This is a genomic window from Atopobium sp. oral taxon 810 str. F0209, from assembly GCF_000466405.1.
Taxonomy (GTDB): Bacteria; Actinomycetota; Coriobacteriia; order Coriobacteriales; family Atopobiaceae; genus Olegusella.
Map to the genome: position 1 here is coordinate 14,283 of NZ_KE952948.1, position 19,291 is coordinate 33,573.

17 protein-coding genes are annotated in these 19,291 nt (G+C 46.5%); 3 read left to right on the plus strand and 14 right to left on the minus strand.

What is annotated here, in order from left to right:
- Positions 1 to 134: 134 nt before the first annotated feature.
- Both HMPREF9069_RS03870 and HMPREF9069_RS03875 read right to left on the minus strand, forming a co-directional pair.
- The gene (locus tag HMPREF9069_RS03870) at positions 135 to 1,502 is read right to left on the minus strand and encodes a glutamine synthetase family protein (protein WP_021625847.1); all 1,368 of its coding nucleotides are present in this window, start codon (positions 1,500 to 1,502) and stop codon (positions 135 to 137) included.
- A 160-nt stretch (positions 1,503 to 1,662) separates the two neighbouring features.
- A complete protein-coding gene (locus HMPREF9069_RS03875; RefSeq protein WP_021625848.1) occupies positions 1,663 to 1,869 on the minus strand; it encodes a FeoB-associated Cys-rich membrane protein in 207 nt (68 codons plus the stop codon).
- Between the two features lie 171 nt (positions 1,870 to 2,040).
- On the opposite strand from HMPREF9069_RS03875, the gene gpmA reads away from it, so the two are divergent.
- Positions 2,041 to 2,805: a 2,3-diphosphoglycerate-dependent phosphoglycerate mutase gene (gpmA, locus tag HMPREF9069_RS03880; protein WP_021625849.1), complete on the plus strand. Its 765-nt coding sequence runs from the start codon at positions 2,041 to 2,043 to the stop codon at positions 2,803 to 2,805.
- Between the two features lie 98 nt (positions 2,806 to 2,903).
- Here gpmA and HMPREF9069_RS03885 read toward each other — a convergent pair whose 3' ends face one another.
- The 9 genes from HMPREF9069_RS03885 to HMPREF9069_RS03925 form a co-directional block, all read right to left on the minus strand.
- Entirely contained in the window at positions 2,904 to 3,086 is a 183-nt protein-coding gene (locus HMPREF9069_RS03885; protein ID WP_021625850.1) for a hypothetical protein, read from the minus strand.
- Positions 3,083 to 4,843, minus strand: a complete 1,761-nt coding sequence (locus tag HMPREF9069_RS03890; RefSeq protein ID WP_021625851.1) for an ABC transporter ATP-binding protein — start codon at positions 4,841 to 4,843, stop codon at positions 3,083 to 3,085. The genes HMPREF9069_RS03885 and HMPREF9069_RS03890 overlap by 4 nt, the downstream gene beginning before the upstream one ends.
- A complete protein-coding gene (locus tag HMPREF9069_RS03895) occupies positions 4,837 to 8,088 on the minus strand; it encodes an energy-coupling factor transporter ATPase (RefSeq protein ID WP_035438413.1) in 3,252 nt (1,083 codons plus the stop codon). The genes HMPREF9069_RS03890 and HMPREF9069_RS03895 overlap by 7 nt, the downstream gene beginning before the upstream one ends.
- Before the next feature lie 11 nt (positions 8,089 to 8,099).
- Positions 8,100 to 8,831 carry an energy-coupling factor transporter transmembrane component T family protein gene (locus HMPREF9069_RS09380; protein ID WP_021625853.1) on the minus strand — a complete coding sequence of 244 codons (732 nt, stop codon included), beginning with the start codon at positions 8,829 to 8,831 and terminating at the stop codon, positions 8,100 to 8,102.
- Positions 8,832 to 9,440 (minus strand): MptD family putative ECF transporter S component, encoded by a 609-nt coding sequence (locus tag HMPREF9069_RS03905; RefSeq protein WP_021625854.1) that lies wholly within the window; start codon positions 9,438 to 9,440, stop codon positions 8,832 to 8,834.
- Positions 9,441 to 10,220: 780 nt separating this feature from the next.
- Positions 10,221 to 10,853 carry a TetR/AcrR family transcriptional regulator gene (locus tag HMPREF9069_RS03910; protein WP_021625856.1) on the minus strand — a complete coding sequence of 211 codons (633 nt, stop codon included), beginning with the start codon at positions 10,851 to 10,853 and terminating at the stop codon, positions 10,221 to 10,223.
- A 61-nt stretch (positions 10,854 to 10,914) separates the two neighbouring features.
- A complete protein-coding gene (locus tag HMPREF9069_RS03915) occupies positions 10,915 to 12,654 on the minus strand; it encodes an ABC transporter ATP-binding protein (RefSeq protein WP_021625857.1) in 1,740 nt (579 codons plus the stop codon).
- 14 nt (positions 12,655 to 12,668) lie between these two features.
- Positions 12,669 to 14,423, minus strand: a complete 1,755-nt coding sequence (locus HMPREF9069_RS03920) for an ABC transporter ATP-binding protein (RefSeq protein ID WP_035438415.1) — start codon at positions 14,421 to 14,423, stop codon at positions 12,669 to 12,671.
- Positions 14,424 to 14,590: 167 nt separating this feature from the next.
- Entirely contained in the window at positions 14,591 to 15,475 is an 885-nt protein-coding gene (locus tag HMPREF9069_RS03925; protein WP_021625859.1) for a methionyl aminopeptidase, read from the minus strand.
- Between the two features lie 126 nt (positions 15,476 to 15,601).
- Here HMPREF9069_RS03925 and HMPREF9069_RS03930 point away from each other — a divergent pair, with 126 nt between their 5' ends.
- Together HMPREF9069_RS03930 and HMPREF9069_RS03935 are read left to right on the plus strand one after the other, a co-directional pair.
- Positions 15,602 to 15,886 (plus strand): autorepressor SdpR family transcription factor, encoded by a 285-nt coding sequence (locus tag HMPREF9069_RS03930; RefSeq protein WP_021625860.1) that lies wholly within the window; start codon positions 15,602 to 15,604, stop codon positions 15,884 to 15,886.
- The gene (locus tag HMPREF9069_RS03935) at positions 15,876 to 16,544 is read left to right on the plus strand and encodes an SdpI family protein (protein WP_021625861.1); all 669 of its coding nucleotides are present in this window, start codon (positions 15,876 to 15,878) and stop codon (positions 16,542 to 16,544) included. The genes HMPREF9069_RS03930 and HMPREF9069_RS03935 overlap by 11 nt, the downstream gene beginning before the upstream one ends.
- 35 nt (positions 16,545 to 16,579) lie before the next feature.
- Here HMPREF9069_RS03935 and HMPREF9069_RS03940 read toward each other — a convergent pair whose 3' ends face one another.
- From HMPREF9069_RS03940 to HMPREF9069_RS08825, 3 genes are read right to left on the minus strand one after another with little or no spacing between them, the layout of a single operon-like run.
- Positions 16,580 to 17,332, minus strand: coding sequence for a type 1 glutamine amidotransferase (locus HMPREF9069_RS03940; RefSeq protein ID WP_021625862.1), 753 nt, complete (start codon positions 17,330 to 17,332; stop codon positions 16,580 to 16,582).
- On the minus strand, positions 17,325 to 18,686 hold the full coding sequence (locus tag HMPREF9069_RS03945) for a Mur ligase family protein (RefSeq protein WP_084170307.1): 1,362 nt from the start codon (positions 18,684 to 18,686) through the stop codon (positions 17,325 to 17,327). The genes HMPREF9069_RS03940 and HMPREF9069_RS03945 overlap by 8 nt, the downstream gene beginning before the upstream one ends.
- Before the next feature lie 2 nt (positions 18,687 to 18,688).
- Positions 18,689 to 19,288: an Asp23/Gls24 family envelope stress response protein gene (locus tag HMPREF9069_RS08825; RefSeq protein ID WP_021625864.1), complete on the minus strand. Its 600-nt coding sequence runs from the start codon at positions 19,286 to 19,288 to the stop codon at positions 18,689 to 18,691.
- Positions 19,289 to 19,291: the final 3 nt, after the last annotated feature.

Genomic DNA, 19,291 nt, shown 5'->3' on the forward strand with positions numbered 1-19,291 from the left:
CCCTGCACATTTCAAAAAGAATAGCATATTGATATAAGATTAGACGCGAATATGAAAACCCACATCGAGTCTCTAGTTGTTACCAGAGACTCGTTCCTTGCAAACATATCTTAACTAGCTGGAGTCTTAAGGTTTTAAATACCTGCGTAATACCTGTCACGTTCCCAGTCAGTAACGGCGCTACAGTACTCATCCCACTCCTTATGCTTTGCCTCAAGCATATAAGAAACAATGTGGTCACCCAGCACTTCACGCATAAGCTCACTCTTCTCAAAGACGTCTAAAGCCTCACCCAAGGTGCGCGGCAATGCGGCCACACCTAGACGTGCAAGCTCGGCAGGACCTTTTGCCAAAGTCTCGGCATTGACTTCACTGGGGAGTACAAGCTTTTCTTCAATACCGCGAATACCTGCAGCAAGAGTAGCTGCGATAGCAAGGTAAGGATTGGCAGAAGGATCGGGGCTACGTAGTTCGCAGCGGGCAGACTGGTGCTTGCCTGGTTTGTGCATAGGCACGCGCACTAAAGCGTTACGATTCTTGAATCCCCAGGTAGCATATGCAGGCGCATCTCCCGAAGGCACCAGGCGCTTATAAGAATTAATTGTTGGGTTGCAAATTAGGGTGTATTCGGGTGCATATTTGAGAAGACCCGCCATGTACTGGCAACCAACCTCAGAGAAGTGTGCATGCGGTGCATCGGAGTCACCATCGCGCGGACCCCAAAAAACGTTATTGCCATCTAGGTCAAAGAGCGACTGATACAAAAACATTCCAGAGCCTGTGTACGCACTCATCGGTTTGGGCATAAAGGATGCCAACACTCCGTTTGCCTGGGCCATCGAGCGGATGACATAACGCGCAGTAATGATGTTATCGGCAGCAGTGAGAGCCTCGGTAAAACGTAGCTCAACAGCATTTTGCGAGGGCGCACTAGAGTGGAAATTGTACTCCACGGGTACAGACATGCGCTCGAGCATCATGGTGGTATCGCGACGCAAATCAGAACTTGAATCAAAAGAAGTCAAATCAAAGTAGCCTGCATAGTCCAAAGGACGCGCCTGATTGGGGCGAGCAGAACCATCTGAAGCAAAATAAAAATACTCAATGCGAGGGCCAATGTTTGCTACATAGCCTTTTTCATCAAGATTTCCGAAGAATGTTTTGAGGCAGGTACGAGGATCACCCTCAAAAGGCTCACGACGAGGTGTAGCGATGTTGCAAATAATGCGCGCAGAGGGACCTTCGGAGGAATTGCCCGGCAAAATCTGAAAAGTCGAGGCATCAGGGAAAGCCAGCATGTCAGATTCCTCAAGCGGTACAAAGCCATCAACGGAGGAACCATCAAAGCCAATACCCTCTTCAAAAGCTTCTTCCAAATCTTCGGCTGAAATGGCAAAAGATTTTAATGTACCAAGCACATCGGTAAACCACAGTCGTATAAAGCGAATGTTGCGTTTTTCCACTGTACGCAGAACGAAATCGATGTTTCTGTCGTCGCTCATTCAATGCCTCCCTCAGGCATATCGTGCCAGACCAACTCTGAACAGCTATTGCACTGAGCAGTCCAGCAAAACTGCGCATATCCATAGTCGAGCATGGGAGTATTCCATATATAAATTTCGTCTCTGTTACCTGTTTTGGCTGAACTCCGCAGAAGGTAGACTAACGACCTTGTACGTCCTTTTCAAGAGCAGAATTTGCGCGCTGGAGCATATCGGCTGCAGCGGAACAGTGACCTGAACCCGTAGCGCGTGCCTCACAGGTACCAGCGCTGCCACAACTAGCACACTCTCCTCCGTCTTTCCTGAAAGAACGAAACGCCAAAAATACACCCAGCCCAATGAGCGCTAGGACAATCACATCAACCATGGGAACCCCCTCGTCTTTGTTAGACAAGTATAACTATACCCAACAAACTCTGCCCTGCGGCAGTGATACGTTGATTGCTACGTGAGGAACACACAGACCCCGCTCTCGCTTACAATAAGAAGTATCAGGTCGCGGAATACCGCGTAGGGACAAGACGAGAAAGAGGAACAGATGGCAGACGACCAGAACATGCACCTCGTCATTATTCGCCACGGCGAGAGTGAGTGGAACAAGCTCAACCTCTTCACTGGTTGGACAGATGTAGACCTTACCGAGACAGGTCACCAAGAGGCTGCTGCAGGCGGCCGTGCGCTCAAGGAGGCAGGCTTTGACTTTGATGTTTGCTACACCTCCCTGCTCAAGCGTGCTATCCATACCCTCAACCACGTCCTTGATGAGATGGATCGCAATTGGCTACCTGTTCATAAGACATGGCGTCTTAACGAGCGTCACTACGGTGCGCTCCAGGGTCTAAACAAGGCTGACGCCGCTGCAGAGCACGGCGATGAGCAGGTCAAGATTTGGCGTCGCTCCTTTGATGTGTGCCCACCTGCACTGGAGCCTGGCGATAAGCGCGATCCCCACATCCAAGATCAATTCCGCGATGTACCTCAGGAGGAGTTGCCTTACACCGAGTGCCTCAAGGACACCATTGCTCGTGCATGGCCGTACTTTGAGTCCGAGATTAAGCCTCAGATGGAGGCTGGCAAGCGTGTGCTCATTGCTGCTCACGGTAACAGCCTGCGTGCTCTTGTGATGCAGTTTGAGCACCTTACTCCTGAGCAGATTCTTGAGGTCAACATTCCTACTGGCGTTCCTTGCGCATACACCTTTGACAAGGACTGGAACGTTATCGACAAGCATTACATTGGCGATCCTGCCACCATTGAGGCAAAGATTAATGCTGTTGCCAACCAGGGCAAGGCAAAAAAATAGTGCAGTCGAGTAATTGCGCTGCTTGTTGTTGCAATTCTTTCTTTTGCTGAATTGTACTGCAATAAATTTTGAGCCAGGGTTTATGCCCTGGCTCTTTTTTACTTTTCTGCTCCAAAGACAATGAGAATATTACCTGCAATAAGAAGTACAATTCCTCCCGCAAGCACGAGATTACGCACTTCCCCCATAAAGGAGCTGGGAAGATAAAAAGCTCCTAGAACCAGGTAGATGCTCATAATGACAGCTATCAATCCAACCATCTTCTTGAGCGTGGGTGTCATATTGCACTCCCCTTGTCCTGGAGCGGATATTTTGATGCTCCCACCATGCCAGCACGGACCATACGCGCGTACGCTCCATTTGAAGTTATGAGCTGATCGTGTCTACCATGTTCAGCAATTACTCCTTTATCAAGCACGATAATATCGTCAGCGTTGCGAATGGTATGTAGGCGATGTGCAATCACGATAGTAGTTTTGTTATGGCACAAAGCAGAGAGCGCCTCCTGAACGTAGTGTTCATTATCAGCATCCATGCTGGCAGTTGCCTCATCGAGAATCACAATTGGTGCATTTTTTACAAGTGCACGCGCAATAGATAAACGTTGAGCCTCTCCACCAGAAACACTGGCTCCGCCCTCTCCGATCATAGTGTCAAAGCCATAAGGCATCTTTTTGATAAACTCAAGGCAGCGCGCTTTTTTGGCAGCCATCAGAATCTCATCATCACTTGCGTGGGGACATCCCATAGCTATATTTTCGCGGACAGTTCCTTGGAATAGATACACATCCTGAAACACCATACTGATTTGATCCATAAGCACAGCAAGAGGCATATCGCGGATGTCAACTCCACGGATACGTATGGTACCTTCTTTTACATCCCAAAAACGACCAATGAGATTTGCAATAGTCGACTTTCCACTACCCGACTGTCCTACCAACGCAAGCATCGTATGAGGTTTCACTGAAAAAGAGATGTCTTTGAGTACATTTTGATCACTATACGCAAAGGTCACATGTTCAAACTCAATCTCGACTGAATTGTTCTTTGGCACACTCTCTTGTCCCGTATCGGACAACTCTGGAACAGAAAGAAGCCATTCAATACGATCCAGCGCACTTTTGGCAATGGTAAGAATTTCAGTTTGACCATAGGCGCTCTTTATAGGCACAAAAAGCTGAAAGAGAAATAGAAGTATCCCGATGAACATGGCCAGAGAAAGGGAGTTCATTTCAAACTGTATGACAGTCACCGCAATTACAGCTGCTGTTCCTAGGGCATACAACACAAGTACCAGCGCTTTAAACGGAGCATGTTCGTTTGTATATGCAACATTCACCTGCTTAAGATTAAAAAAAGAGGAGTGTAAGTCGCGAGCGCTTTCACCCGATGCGCCGTAGGCTTTCGCTGTTGGCAAACCAGCAACATATTCCAGTACTGCCTTGGTAGATAGTTCCGTTGAAGCACGAAGCTTTTCAGAGTTTTGTACAGCTTCTTTAAATGCAATACGTTCTATAAGCATTGCAATCAACTCTACTGCCAGCACCACAGCACCTACGGCAGGGCTCATTACACATAACCAGAGGGTGATAATTATCTGCGATACCAAGCCGCTTACCACTTGAGATAGGGCTGTCATACCCATCTCCTCGAGGGAAATGATATCGCTCGAGAGAATTGAACTTACCTTTCCCAAATTCCCCTCAGTAAAAAAGCCCATAGGAAGTTTACGCAGATGAGCTCCAATTTCACGGCGCTTCTCAGCAAATACAAGATAGCCAGCACCTGATTGCGTGCGGTCAGTCATATATTGAAATAGTGTCTGTAATCCAAAAGAGCAGATAAGAGCAGCGGATGCAATGATACAAAAATAAATAGTGGCAGTTCCCTCGAGTATTGCATTAATCAAAGCAATGGATATAACAAAAGGAACCGTTGCGCAAAGTGAACGCAAAAACGTAAAAAGATAGGCAAGACGTATACGACGTGCATACGGCCCGCAAAATACGAGAAGTCGATGAACCATGGCTAGCATGAGTCAGCCTCCTGATCTTTGAGGGTCCATGCATCCGTTTCAGCAGAAGATGTCCACAGCCGGTGATATGTCTTGCTCTCATTCATCAGTGTTGGGTGGGTCCCACAAGCTTCAATACTGCCTTGCGACAGGACAATAATCTGATCGGCATCAACAATCGATTGGAGCTTATGGGCAATAACAATAAGCGTCTTATCTTTGACAAGTGCTCGAATAGCAGCATCCATTTTCGCCGCATTCTCTGCATCAACCGATGCAGTCGCTTCATCCAAAATCACAATAGGAGCATCTTTTAATATAGCCCGAGCAAAAGCGATACGCTGGCGCTGACCTCGGGAAAGCTGCAAGCCCGCAGCACCAGCATCAGTTTGATACCCATGGGGAAGCAAGTTAATAAACTCATCGCATTGTGCCGCACAAGCAGCACGGCGAACTTCTTCATCGCTTGCGTCAGGTTTTCCTAAACGAATATTTTCGAGAATGCTTTTATTAAAAAGGAATACGTCTTGGGAAACATATGAAATCAACTGCGCTGCAGCTTGAGCCGACATATGTGTTATGTCCTGACCGCCTACACAAATGCTACCCAGCTCGACGTCATATTGGTGGGCAAGTAAGCGCGCAATAGTGCTTTTGCCACTTCCGCTCTCACCCACAATTGCTGTTACTGCGTTTTCGGGAGCTACAAATGATATGCCTCGTAACGCTTCTGAACCGCGATAGGAAAAACGCACATTTTTAAACTCAACCGCATGATTTGTACCACAAAAATCTTCATTGCCCATGCATATGGATGGCATATCAAGTGCTTTTTCTAAGGACTGAATCTTGTAACTTACAAGTGGAATCGAGCTAAGGAATGTAATGCAATGTATCAAAAGTGAGCTTATGCCAAAAGCAAGGCACAATACTAAAACTAATTTTGTGAGCGATAGAGCGCCGATAATCACCAAAAGTGCTCCTACCGGCAGTGCATACAAAACTATATGAGAAAATAAACTGCCATAGAGTGCCATCCATGGCCAACTAATTTGATACCAATCTAAGACATAATCACGGTGAGCATCAATAGCATCTTCAAGCTGTTTGCCTGAATTGTCCTGTCGATTGAATATGCGCACAACTTCCATGCCATTAACGTATTCAACAATAGTATTATTCAGACGTTTTGATGCGGCAAAGTAACCGCCCATGCGTTCTATACCTACAATACTCATCTGTCGAGATGCAACAAAACCTAAAGCAATAACAACAGCCACCAGTATTGCCAGCTCCCAATCAATAAAGAGCAAACACAGCATAACTACAACGACAACAGCTGCGTTAGCCATACCTTCGGGAATCATATGAGCAATAAGCAACTCTATGGATTCAACATCATCAACAAATAGTTTTTTTATTGCTCCTGAACCGCAATCAATGACCGATCCTAAGGGCTGCGCATCAAGACAGCGTTGGAGGTGTATGCGTAAATTTTCCAAAATGGTAAATGCTGCGTGATGAGATATCACCAAACCGCCTGTATAGAGCACGGCATGCAGCACGCCGCACAGTGCCATGATTGCAACAGCGGGTAGAGCATCTGTCCAGGTGAGTCCAAATCCAGATAGCGCACGATCAATGAGATAGTACACAAACCAATACGGAACAAGACTCGCAGCAGCACCAAGCGTCATACATGCTGCAGCAAGCCAAACCTTTTTGCGATGTTCCCCTGCATATGACAATATTTTTGCAACGGGTCCACGGGTATCGCGCTTCTTGCTTGAACTTGCATCGCTTGGTGATAAGAAATAACCCAAAACACGCGTAATACCGCCCTCATCAAGCGGATAGAATGCTTCTACACGACCATTTTTTATATACAGCACATGGGTGCAACACTGCAGGATAAGTTCCGGATCATGGGTGATAATAAACGATGTACCAACATCTTTCCCCACAAGCTTAATAAGAAAGCCAAATCGCTCCATACCCCGTCGATCCAGGCCGCTTGTAGGCTCATCATAAAAAATAATTTCTTTTCCTGCACACAATGCCGACGCGATAGCAACACGCTGCTTTTGTCCACCTGAAAGCGATGCGGGATGACGGGTTTTGTATTCTAAGAGCCCCAAGCGATCAAGAATGTCATTGAGCTTAGCGTCAGAGACTTCAGTGTTAAGCCTCAATTCATCTTCAACGCTTTCGGAGAAGAGCTGGCGATTAACATCTTGCATAACCATGAATGTCTTATGCGCCCGCATCTTATCCGTCATGTAGACGCCATGAAATGCCACAGAGCCATCGGAAGGAATGAGACCGCAAAGCGACTCTGCCAATGTTGACTTACCACAACCATTATCACCAATAATTGCAACAGTCGCACCAAGCGGAAGAGTGAGCCGATCAATATCCAATATACGAGCATTACCCCGCATACAAGCCAAATCCAGCGCATCAATGGCAACATCAAAATGCGTCGAGGAGGAAAAAGACTGACTCGTAGTTGTTATTCTCTCAAGATGGGTACAGCGAAGACCAAGCTGGGAAAGTTGGCTTTCGGATAACGCATCAAATTCTTCAACAGAATATATACGCTCGATATGCCCATCTTTGATATATACAAAGCGATCGGCAATATCCATGAGATAGTGTAGTCTATGCTCTGATAAGACGAGCGTCTTTCCCTCTGCCTTCATACGCGCAAGGATATCGTGCAAACGTCGAATTGCTTTTTTATCAAGGTTGGACGAAGGCTCATCCATAACAAATACGCAAGGATTTTGAGCATAAACTGAACCGCAGGCGATTTGCTGCTTCTCTCCGCCTGAAAGTTCAAAAATATTGCGATTCATAAGTGCATCAAGCTTCATATCAATGCGAGCTTTTTCAATGCGCTTAACAATTTCTGCACGATCTAAACCTTGGTTTTCGCAACCAAATGCCAACTCACCAGTAGTATCCATATTGAAAAATTGGCTTTTTGGATTTTGAAAAACGCTTCCTACCAGCTCTGAAATCTCGGCAAGCTCAGCAGTGCTTACACACATGCCATCAACATAGACCGTCCCATCAAGCTGACCTTCATAAAAGTGAGGAGCTAAACCATTGATTAAGCGTGTAATGGTCGTTTTCCCACAACCGCTCTCACCTACAAGGACAACCACTTCTCCCTGCTCAATTTTCAGAGTAATATGATCAACTCCATCGCCCGTGGCATTTTCTCCACCATAATGAAAGCTGACGTCATTAAGCTCTATCAAAATGCCTCCACCTAAGGAAGTTCTATGCTCACCCATACCACCAGGCAAACAAGTATCGCCAGTACGAGATAGTCCGAAAATCTCATTTTTACATCTGCCAACGTAGTACGCGCCACATTACAATCAAGACCTCGCGCAAGCGAAGCAGCTGCCAGCTCCTCCATCACAGCAACGGTACTAAACAACAGCGGTATAAGAATGTATTCAATTGTTTGAAATGGTGCGCGAATAATTGCAGTAGGCGTCAATTCAATACCACGGAATGCCATCGCTTTTCGTACGCCCATCCATTCTTCCTGGACGGTAGGAACGAAGCGGAACATAACGGTGAGAGGGATGACAACTACCATTGGCATATGCATTGCTTGAAACGCTGCAAGAATCTGACTGACACGTGTAGTCCGCACAAGCAGTGTAAAGGCAGCTAGGATGGGAAAGAACAGTCTATAGAGCGCATAGATGGCCATCACAAGCGAAGCCATACCCGCTGACACGGAAGGCATGGAAGCAACCAATACGTTTAGGCTTTCCATCAACGCACTCATAAGCATGAGTTTGATACCAACAAAGCGCTTTCCATTAAGGAATATAAGAATGCACTCAAGGGCGCACAACAACATCAAAGGCACCTCTCCCGCAGCCCCAAACGTAATAAGACATGCGGAGAGAAGTACCAAAAATTTCGTTCGGGGATCAAAGCGAATTATTGCTTGAGAGTCGTCTGCGTAGGTATCGAAGACCACTTATATAATCGCCGCCTTTTCAAAATGCTTTTTGAGCAATTTGCTAGCAAGCAACGCGCCACCAATGCCTCCGACAAGAGCAAAGCCAATGGTTCCAAGATAGAAACCACCTTGGAAAATTTGGGTAGTAGCCTTCACATATGCGGCGCCATAGTATTGTGCGCTCATGGCCAAGGAAGCATCAAGATCGAACACAAAGCAAAGGTAAGGCCCGCACATGCTCAAATTGAACAAAACAAAAGAGGCGAGATACATCTTACGAGACTCATATTTACCCATAAAAATCACAAGCTCAGCAAGGAGAGGTCCTACCAAACAAGCACAGAAGGTATACCACCTTGTCGAACCAGCTACTAAGGCAAACAGCAGACCCAAGATAAGAGCCGTGCCAAACTTTTTTACCTTCATAACACAGAGTATATAAACTGTGCCGCCAATAAGACCTACAAACATAGGAGCAAGCCAATATAGCAAAGGTATTGCTCCAAGACCCATCACAATAGCAAGCATAAGAACAATGTATATAGCCCCGAATGCTCCTGCATAAATTAAATCTTTCGTGGTGAGCTTATTTTTCTTCTCACCAGATTGAGACATCTCCTTGCTCATAGCTCTCCCTTTTTACACGACTACCCGTACATGACTGCTAACATAGCAGGTTAGCTATACTGTTATACAAGGCTAACACATTCTACAATCACATTAAAGTAAGGTGCGGTTGACAGTATGGGAGAGCCTGAATTCTTGATATGAGGCATATAGGAAAAACGTGTGTCCACACATACACATGCGTTCAACCAATGATTAGCAGATGAAAAGTTCCTCAAAGGTGCATATAGGTTCCCTTGTCACCATCCCGCCCGAAAGGTTCACCGTTCATCACCTCGTTTGGAAAAGGTTCACCGTTCACCATCTCCTCCAGAAAAAGTTCCTAATTCACGTTTGGCTCCACAAAATGCCTGGTAAATTTTGTGCCAATGGGGAAATAGGAACCTAATTCACGGTCTGCTGATGAATTGTGAACCGTTTTGCGGGGTAGGTGTGCCAGATGATGCGTCCGTCTTGAGGAACTGACCTCATTGCGCTTCATATCGCCTCTGCATACAGGGCGCAGTGTTTTCTCTGCCATCAGGCACTTGGACAACAAAGATAACGAGGGTAAACATAGGGTTTCGCCTGCACTGTCAGGTCAGAATCGGACACACATTTTGCCTGACCGCTTAAAATCTCCAGACAGAATTTAAGCATCGATTTTTCCATACTTGACCTACGGATATATCCCAAATTTGGGCACGCATTTTTTCCTATACGCCTGGTATGACAGCTGCGCTAAGCCAAAGCCGCTCACGGTTTAACTCCGCGATCGGCTTTCTTGTTCTCATATTTTGACTATGGGCGCGATATTTCAAATAAGCTTGCATAACCACTGTGGTAAAAACGGACAAGCGCTTGTATATGTTCAGCAGCGGTTCTTTCATCTGGTTCATTACAAAAAATTTCAAAGAGACAGGAAAAATAAGAGCGCGCGAGCGTATGCGCCAGTACATCAGAGATAGGACACATACTTTCATTGCTCTGAGCATTACAGATTTCAACATATTCAGTAGTACTTTTTGCCTCAATCTCCACAAAGCGATCAACGTAATTTTCCCACGGTGTACCACTTGCTTTTTCTAGCACAAGCAAAAAAGAATCGCGATTGGCATAAAGTGCTTCCGTTACATGCTTACTCACCGCAAGCGTGTAATCAAGCATGGCTTCCATGCTTTGCCTATCGGGGCTTAAGGCATAGAACTCTTCTTGAGCTTTTTCAAAAAGGGTAAGAAGGCCTGCAGCTGCAGGCTCAACAAGTGCATTAAAGAGCGCTTGTTTTGAAGTAAAGTAGCCATAGATAGCACCTGTAGTCATATGTGTTTGCTGAGCTATCGTACGCAGAGATGCCTTCTCAAAACCGTACTTCCAAAACTCAGTACGAGCCGCAGCAAGAATTTTTTCTCGTGAAGAACTCTGTACTGCACACATACCAATGCCCCTCTCGCCCGCTTGCCTTGCCAGCCATTATAGACAAGCGGGCATACGGGCCTTATACAGCAGATATCTTCCAACCAGCAGCTTGCTTGCGCATATTTACAAATGTGGCGTAAAGACCACCTTGCTGCATAAGCATATCGTGTGTACCACGTTGAACAATGCGTCCCTTGTCACACACAAGTATTTGGTCGGCATCACGTACCGTTTTTAAGCGATGCGCAATCATGATGACCGTTTTACGAGAGGTAAGTTCAGCGATGGCACGTTGCAGTTCCAGCTCATTTTCGGGGTCAACATTTGCGGTTGCCTCATCAAGCACCACAATTGGCGCATCTTTTAAGATCGCTCGCGCAATTGACAATCTCTGGCGTTCTCCACCCGAAAGCACTGAACCATTTTCACCAAGACGTGTCTCATATCCATCTGGTAAAGCAGTAATAAAGTCATGACAACACGCTCTTTGTGCTGCTTGTACTACCTGCTCATGGGTGGCGTTAGGAGAGCCAAATTTAATATTGTTTTCAATCGTATCGTCAAAGAGAAACACACCTTGAAATACGGTAGAGAAATTTGAAAGCAATGCATCAACCTTATAGTCGCGCACATCATAACTTCCTAAGCTGATGCTACCTTCGTCTACATCCCAGAAGCGCTCAATTAAACGCGCTAAGGTAGTTTTTCCCGAACCAGAGGGACCGACAATTGCACAGGATGTGCCTGCTGGGATATTAAAGCTGACATCTTCTAGGATACGTTCTTTTCCATAGCCAAATGAAACATGATCGACGGTAATATCAAGGCTGTCTGGGGTTTCTTTGCCGCCACCTTCGCTCATCTCTTTCGTAGCAAGCAGTAAGTCAACGCGATTCATCGCAACTTCTATATGGCGCAAAATGGTAGAGAAGGTTCCAGACATTTCAAGACGACTGAACACCATAAAAGAGGCAACTATCATCGTGAGGCTGATGCCCGCATCCATTGAACCCGTAATATACAACCAGCATGAAAGGAGACACATTGCAACACTTGTCGCTTTTGAGACAACAGCTTGCATCACGGCAAAACGCATGGCAGCCAGCTCAAAACTCACATTCTCTTTTTCACAGGCATCAATGGCAGACGTCAATCGATTTTGAGCGCTATCAAGAAGGGAAAACGCACGTACAACAGAAATGCCGCGAACATATTCTAGGACTGCTTCTACAATAGACTGCTGAGCTGCAGTTCGTCTGTCAGAAGCCACGCGCACAAAACGCTGTAAGAGTTCCATACTTCCGCCAAACAGAGCGGTAGTTGTAAGTGTCAAGAACCCTAATCTCCAGTCAAGTACGAACATCATCATGCAAATCATAAATGAAAAAGCCAAGCCACCAAGCACTGCTTGATATACTAATCCACCGAGGTTTTGCACATCATCAAGGGTATTTGTCATAATGCTCGTAACTTCACCTAGGCTCTTTTCATTGAAGTAACCCATGGGCAAATGACGCAATTTGTCACCTACATCCATGCGTTTCTTTCCCGCATTACCAAAGTTAGCCGAGCAAAAATTCATACTCGCAAGATGTGTAGATACAAATGAACCAACAATATTTACCAACATGATGGCAAGAGCAATAAGAGCTGTCGTTCCCGACACCTCATTGCGAACAAGACTAGATAGCACAACCCAAAGCGCCGTAATTTGTAGCCCCTCAAATAACGCATGAAGAAGGGTAAAAATGAGTCCGCGCCTTAGTTTGAGTTGGTAGGCATTGCCAAATGCAAAATACTTTCTTAGAACAGAAAACATAGTAATGCCCTCCTTTAGGCTGCGTCGCGTGCGCCGATATGTGCCGTATACATATCTGCATAAAGCGGGCAATTCTTCATGAGTTCACTGTGGGTACCTCGAGCCTCAATGCAACCCTTTGACACCACAACAATCGAGTCGGCATCGCAGATTGTAGAAAGTCGATGCGCAATAACAATAAGCGTTTTACCAGCAACCAATTTGGCAACCGCAGATTCAACCTCAGCTTCACTTTCGGGGTCAGCATATGCTGTAGCTTCATCGAGCAACACAATAGGTGCATCTTTCAGCATGGCACGCGCGATGGTAATACGTTGGCGTTCACCACCTGAAAGATGTCCTCCAGCACTACCAACAACTGTCTGATAGCCCTTCGGTAGCGCTACTATAAAATCATGACAACCCGAAGCTTTTGCACAAGCAATTACCTCAGCATCACTTGCTTGCGGTCTACCCATGCGGATATTATTCATGATACTGTCATCAAACAAATAACTATTTTGGTCAACATAGGCAATTTGCTGCGCGAGCTGATCTGCGCTCATCTCTTGTAGTGAATGTCCACCTATACACACCTTGCCACTATCAGGGTCCCAAAATCCTGCAATAAGACGCGCAAGAGTGGATTTTCCCGAACCAGAAGGTCCGACTAACGCTGTCATCTGACCTGCTTTTATTTCCAAATTTACACCGTGAATAACTTCTTGATCGCTATAAGAAAAATGAACGTCTGAAAGACTGATATCGTGATTCTCAAGTAAAACTGGCTTTGTAGCGCGGCGTTGATTGGGTAAATCAAGTACTTTGGCAATCTCATCTACCGTGGTACCAATCTGCGCCAAAGAATCTGCAAAACTCATTGCGGCATACAGCGGCGGGAAGATGCCCACCGAAAGAACAGCACACATGACAAAGGTGGCTGCATCAAGTGTTCCCTGTGCAACAAACAAACAACCTAAAGGAAGCACGGTAACAAGCGTTGCAGGCGCCAGCGAAAGAGCACCATCCGACCAAATTTGGCAATGTGCCATCCAATCGATAAACGCATGTGCAGATGCATAAACAGCACGGGAGAATTTCTCATATGAGCTGGCAGATTGTCCAAATGCCTTGATAACCTCAATACCAGCAACATATTCTACTGAGGCATCATTCATGGCTTTGCCTGTTGTTACGGTATTGCCATACCACGTTTCATAGTCATGGGCCATCCCCGCCATGCAAAACATTCCTAAAAAGAACGGAACAAGTGCTGCCAACGCCAATCTCCAGTCAAGGGTAAATAGATATATCAAGACAAGCGCCGGAATCAGCAAGTTTGATGTGAGCTCAGGAACTGCATGAGCAAGCATGGTTTCGATACTATCAACCTTCTCGACCATGAGTGATTTAAGCGTACCTGAGGGAATATCAAGAACATAACCCATAGGGACATGAACGAGCTTTTCAGCCAAAAGCTGCCGGATATTCGAAATAGTAGCAAACGTAGCAATGTGCGAAATTGCCGTCGAAGCAAAGTGAAATACGAGATATACAAGGTAGCCTACTGCCGCCACTACTCCCCAATGCAAAAAGAAGTTCCAATCTCGTTGCCCCGTAAGGATGCCTGTAATCATATGACCAGCGGCAAAATAAGGCACCATACTTCCCGCAACACCAATAATTGCGAGGATAACGCTGAGCACATAACTCCCTTTTTTCTCAGACCAACCCAAAAGTCTCACTAGAGGTGATGATTTTTGGGATGGATTTGACGAAGAAGTTTCCATCTCTTTCCTTCCTAGTAGTTATCCTTAGCTAACTATATAACAGTGTTATAACAGTTTTTATGCCAGATTCCTACCCAAAAAGTAGAAGGTTTTCAATAAAAAAGGTGCCAACCATTGTTGACACCCATTTGAAATATATGACCGAGCAAAAGAGCTATAAAACAGGACTACCAGGACAGAAGCTCATAGCCGTCTTCGGTAACAACCAGCTGGACTTCCCACTGAGCAGAATCACTACCGTCCTTGGTGCGGACTACCCAACCATCACTCTGGTCAATCCAAATATCATGACTACCCGCATTGACCATAGGTTCAATCGTAAAGCACATACCTGGCACAAGGACATAGTCAGTATCTGGCTCGCCCACAAAGCTCACAAAGGGATCTTCGTGGAATTCCTTGCCAATACCATGTCCACCATACTCGCGCACCACCGAATATCCTGCTTCTTCAACGCAACGCTGAACAGCATAGGAAACATCGCCTAGATGACCCCAGGGTATAACTGCCTCAAGACCCGCCTTAACTGACTCGTGCGTCACCTCCACCAAACGGCGGCGCTCATCGGAAACCTCACCAATACAAAACATTCGACTCGAATCTGAGAAATAACCATTCAAGATAGTCGAACAATCAACATTAACGATATCGCCTTCCTGCAACACTACTTTGGGAGAAGGAATACCGTGGCACACCACATCATTAATCGAGATACAAACGCTTTTTGGATAGCCTTCATAGTTGAGGTCAGCAGGTACGCCACCATGTGCGGTAGTGTATTCGTAAATCCACGTATCAATCTCCTCGGTGGTAACTCCTGGAGCAATGCGCTTCCCCACCATATCCAACACACCACGATTAATTTCAGCAGATTTACGAATGCCCTCGATATCAGCCTCGGACTTCATGAGACTACGAGGGAGCACCTCTTCACCCTCAAGCGCGAGTCTTTCCATACGCTCATCTTTGCGCATATGGCATTTCTTGTACTTCTTGCCCGAACCACACCAACATTCGTCGTTGCGACCTGGTACATATTCATTGTCATACATGGCTTACTTCCTTTCGTCGCGTTTCATTATAGGTTTCAACCAGCAAAAATCAGTCTTGACGCAAGAAGAGCACTGTCATACCATCTCATACTAATTTGATATCTATCGAATTAGTGAGGAAAGGACATGGCAGGAGAAGCATTCACCGCACTATCTGATGCAACACGCAGACGCATTTTGAAACTCTTACAAGACCAAGATCTCACTGCGGGCGAAATTGCCGAACATTTTGACCTGAGCAAAGCCACCCTAAGTCATCACCTTGCCATTCTCAAAAATGCAGGGCTTGTAAGTTCTGAAAAAGAAGGACTCTACGTACGCTATCGACTCAATACCACTGTTGTTCAGGGACTTATGGCGTGGCTGTTTGAGCTCACGTCACACGAAGGGACGCAAGACCATGAAGGCTAAGGAAAAGAAGTTTTGGCTGGTAATAGCCCTACTTTGCCTCATTAATTTAGCAGCTCACCTCTATTTTTATCCGAAGCTCCCTCAGACTATTCCTACGCATTGGGATACAAGCGGACAGATAAATGGTCATGGTCCTCGTTGGGTAGCACTGATTTTGTCGAGCTTGCCTCTGGGGATGCTGGTGCTTTTTTACTTTATCCCCAAGATTGATCCAAAAGGCGAGGCGTATAAAAAAATCCAAGGGCTTTGGCATGGCTTTATCATTGCGACTAGCTGTTTATTCATTATCCTTTCTTGGATTACGGAAGCCACAGTATTTGGCTGGATTCCTCAAAGCAGCAAGATAGTTCCCCTACTCATACTCTGCACATTAGGAGTAGGCCTTATTGCCCTAGGGAATTATCTTCCCCGTGTACGCCAGAATTACAGCTTTGGCATCAAGACGCCCTGGGCACTGGCAGATGAGCATTGTTGGCAAAGAACACATCGCATGGGCGGCATTACGTCCATATTTATGGGAGTAGGACTCATCGTCTGCGGTCTTGCCAGCGATATTTTACAAGCGCTCGCAGCACCCATTCTTTCAGTAATTTTGTTGGGCGGAGTTGTGTGGATATATCTCTACTCGTATTTAGTTTATGCAGGTAAAATGCGCTAAGCAGTCAGAGCGCTATCAAGCAGAGCAAAACACGTCTACTGCTCTTTAACCTGACCTGAGAGCAAACGTTTTGTCATAACAGAGTTTGCTTCAAGCTCCTCTGCATCGTCAAGCGGCTCGAGCGTTACATCACCGTAGCGACGCTCGAGTGCACGCGCAATCAGATAGTCTGCCACCCCAGGATTTTTTGGGAGCAGAGGCCCATGAATATAGGTACCTACCACATTTTTGTAGAGACAGCCCTCAAAACCCGTCTTACCATCATTGCCATGACCATATAAAACCTTGCCCATAGGCTCAACGCCAGCGCCTAAATGCGTGCGCCCACCATGGTTTTCGTATCCCACAATACGCTGTGGGGATATGCGACTCTCCACTACAATATTGCCAATAAGACGTGGCTCAGCTCTATCGGTATACATGTCCACCAAAGATAGACCTGGAAGCTTTTCATCCCCCATCAGATAGTTGGAACCTAGTAGCTGATAGCCACCGCAAACTGCCGCAAGTACACCATTATCCTCGACAAAAGCAGCAAGCTCTGCTTGAACCGAGAGGAGCTCCTTACAAACAATACTCTGCTCACGGTCAGATCCCCCGCCGATAAAAGCAATATCTATATCCGAAAAAGTCGGACGATCACCCATGTGACACTCAATGACCTCACAGCCAATCCCACGCCATTCCAAACGACGGCGCAGTACAAGAATATTGCCCGAATCGCCATAAAGATTAAGCAGCTCAGGATAGAGATGCGCAATACGAAGTGTCCGAGAAGTACTAGACATGACGCGCCCCCATCTCTTCGAGCTCAGCTTTGGCAGGCCAGAGCGCCGAGTAATTTGTGAGTACATAGAGTGTTTGTTTTGTATCAGATGCTTCAAGTGAGGCGAGTGTACTTTTTACATTTTCAGAAATCGATGATGCAATCCCTGCATACTTAAGGCGTACTTGCAGGTCATTTGCGCGACTGCCGCTGCAATATACCTGTATAGGATTCTCGTCGTCGGAAAGACGCTCAAAATCGACATCCCAAATCCAAGAGATATCCTTACCATCATTTACATTGTCATTAATGGCAATGTGAACATATTTGGGGCGCTCATCTGCCAACAAAAGAGAAATATTTTGGTTGAAACCCGTAGGATTTTTTGCAAGGTTGAGGACAACTTCACGCCCATAAACGTTGAAGTGTTGCAAACGACCATTGGCAGGCCGGTATTCATCTATAGTGCGCTGAAAACTTGCATCATCTGTGGCAGCAAGATGCGCTGCAGCATAGGCGGCAAGCAGGTTATACACCATGTAAACGCCACCAAAATCAGCATGAAGCTGCAGCGGCTTTTCATTACCAAAGCCAGGTCCCGACACACTAAATGCGATTCCTTCACGGCTGACTTTGACCTCGCGAGCTACAAAGTCGAGCTCAGGACGGGCAAAATCGCAGTTGGGACAATGAAACGCGCCAAGCTGTGCATAGCTGCGATAGTCATAGCTAAGCTCTGCTCCACATTGTTGGCAAAAACGTGCTTCGGGCACGCGGTCGGCTGTTTGATCTAAATCTTCACCAATACCAAAGCTCAACACATGCGTCCCTGCCTGAGCGGCACGATAAGCCACACCTACCGAAAGCGGATCATCGCCACAACAGACAAGGACAGTCTCAGGAGATGCCAGCAGGGCTGACACAATAACATCCTGTACGTGCTCAATTTCGCCTGCCCGATCTAATTGATCTCGAAAGAGGTTGAGCAACACGAGATATTTGGGTTGCAGTTGAGGAAGGATATGAACTGTTGAGAGTTCGTCCGCCTCAATCACTGCCCAGTCTGCCGTCTTTCCAGGAAGCAGTGCCGCCGCAACACCAGGAGCCATATTTGCCCCCACGCGATTGCAGAGCACACGTTGACCCGCAGCCTCAATAGCAGACGCCACTATATTGTTAGTAGTGGTCTTACCATTTGTGCCACAGATAACAATCGAGCCTTTCTGCAGTTTTCCTGCCAAAGCTGCAATCACCTGCGAGTCTATCCCCAACGCCACTCTTCCAGGTAGCTGGGATGCATTGCGGTGAAGCAAATCTCGCAAGCCCCAAGAAGTTAGTCTTCCTAGAGCGATTGCAACTGATGTGCGCAAACTCACCCTTATTCCTCTGTTTCGGTTTCGGTAGTCTCAGCCTGTACAGCTGCTTCAGCAGCAGCTGCGGCGGCAGCGGCATCGGCACGCTTGGAAGCAGCATACTCTTCCTGCGTCAAGACATCCTCAATACGAAGATTGACACCAGCAACTTCGAGTCCTGTCATACCCGTGACCTGCTTGACCACGGTCTTTTTGACATCCTCAAAAACCTGGGGAGCATAGGCACCATACTCAATCATGACTGAGATATTGACACGTACAGCAGAATCGGGGGTAACCTCAACCGTCACTCCCTTGCGAGGCGCATGAGCACCAAAGGTTTCCTGTACACGATCGAGCCAGCCGCCCTTCATACCAATAACACCTGGTACATCGCGCATAGCAATGGCAACAATTTTCTCAATGACACCATTGGAGAATGTCAGGGAGTCTTCACTGTCGAGATCTTCTTCAGAGTCAACAGCTACTCCCTCACCCCCATCCCATACGGGCTCTATAGCAGTACTGGTCTCGCTTTCCTCGATAGCAGCAAGAGGGACTGCGGGGGTATCTACACTTTCCTGAGAAACTGCCTGCTCAAGCTCCTGCTTTTTGTCTTCACTCATGGA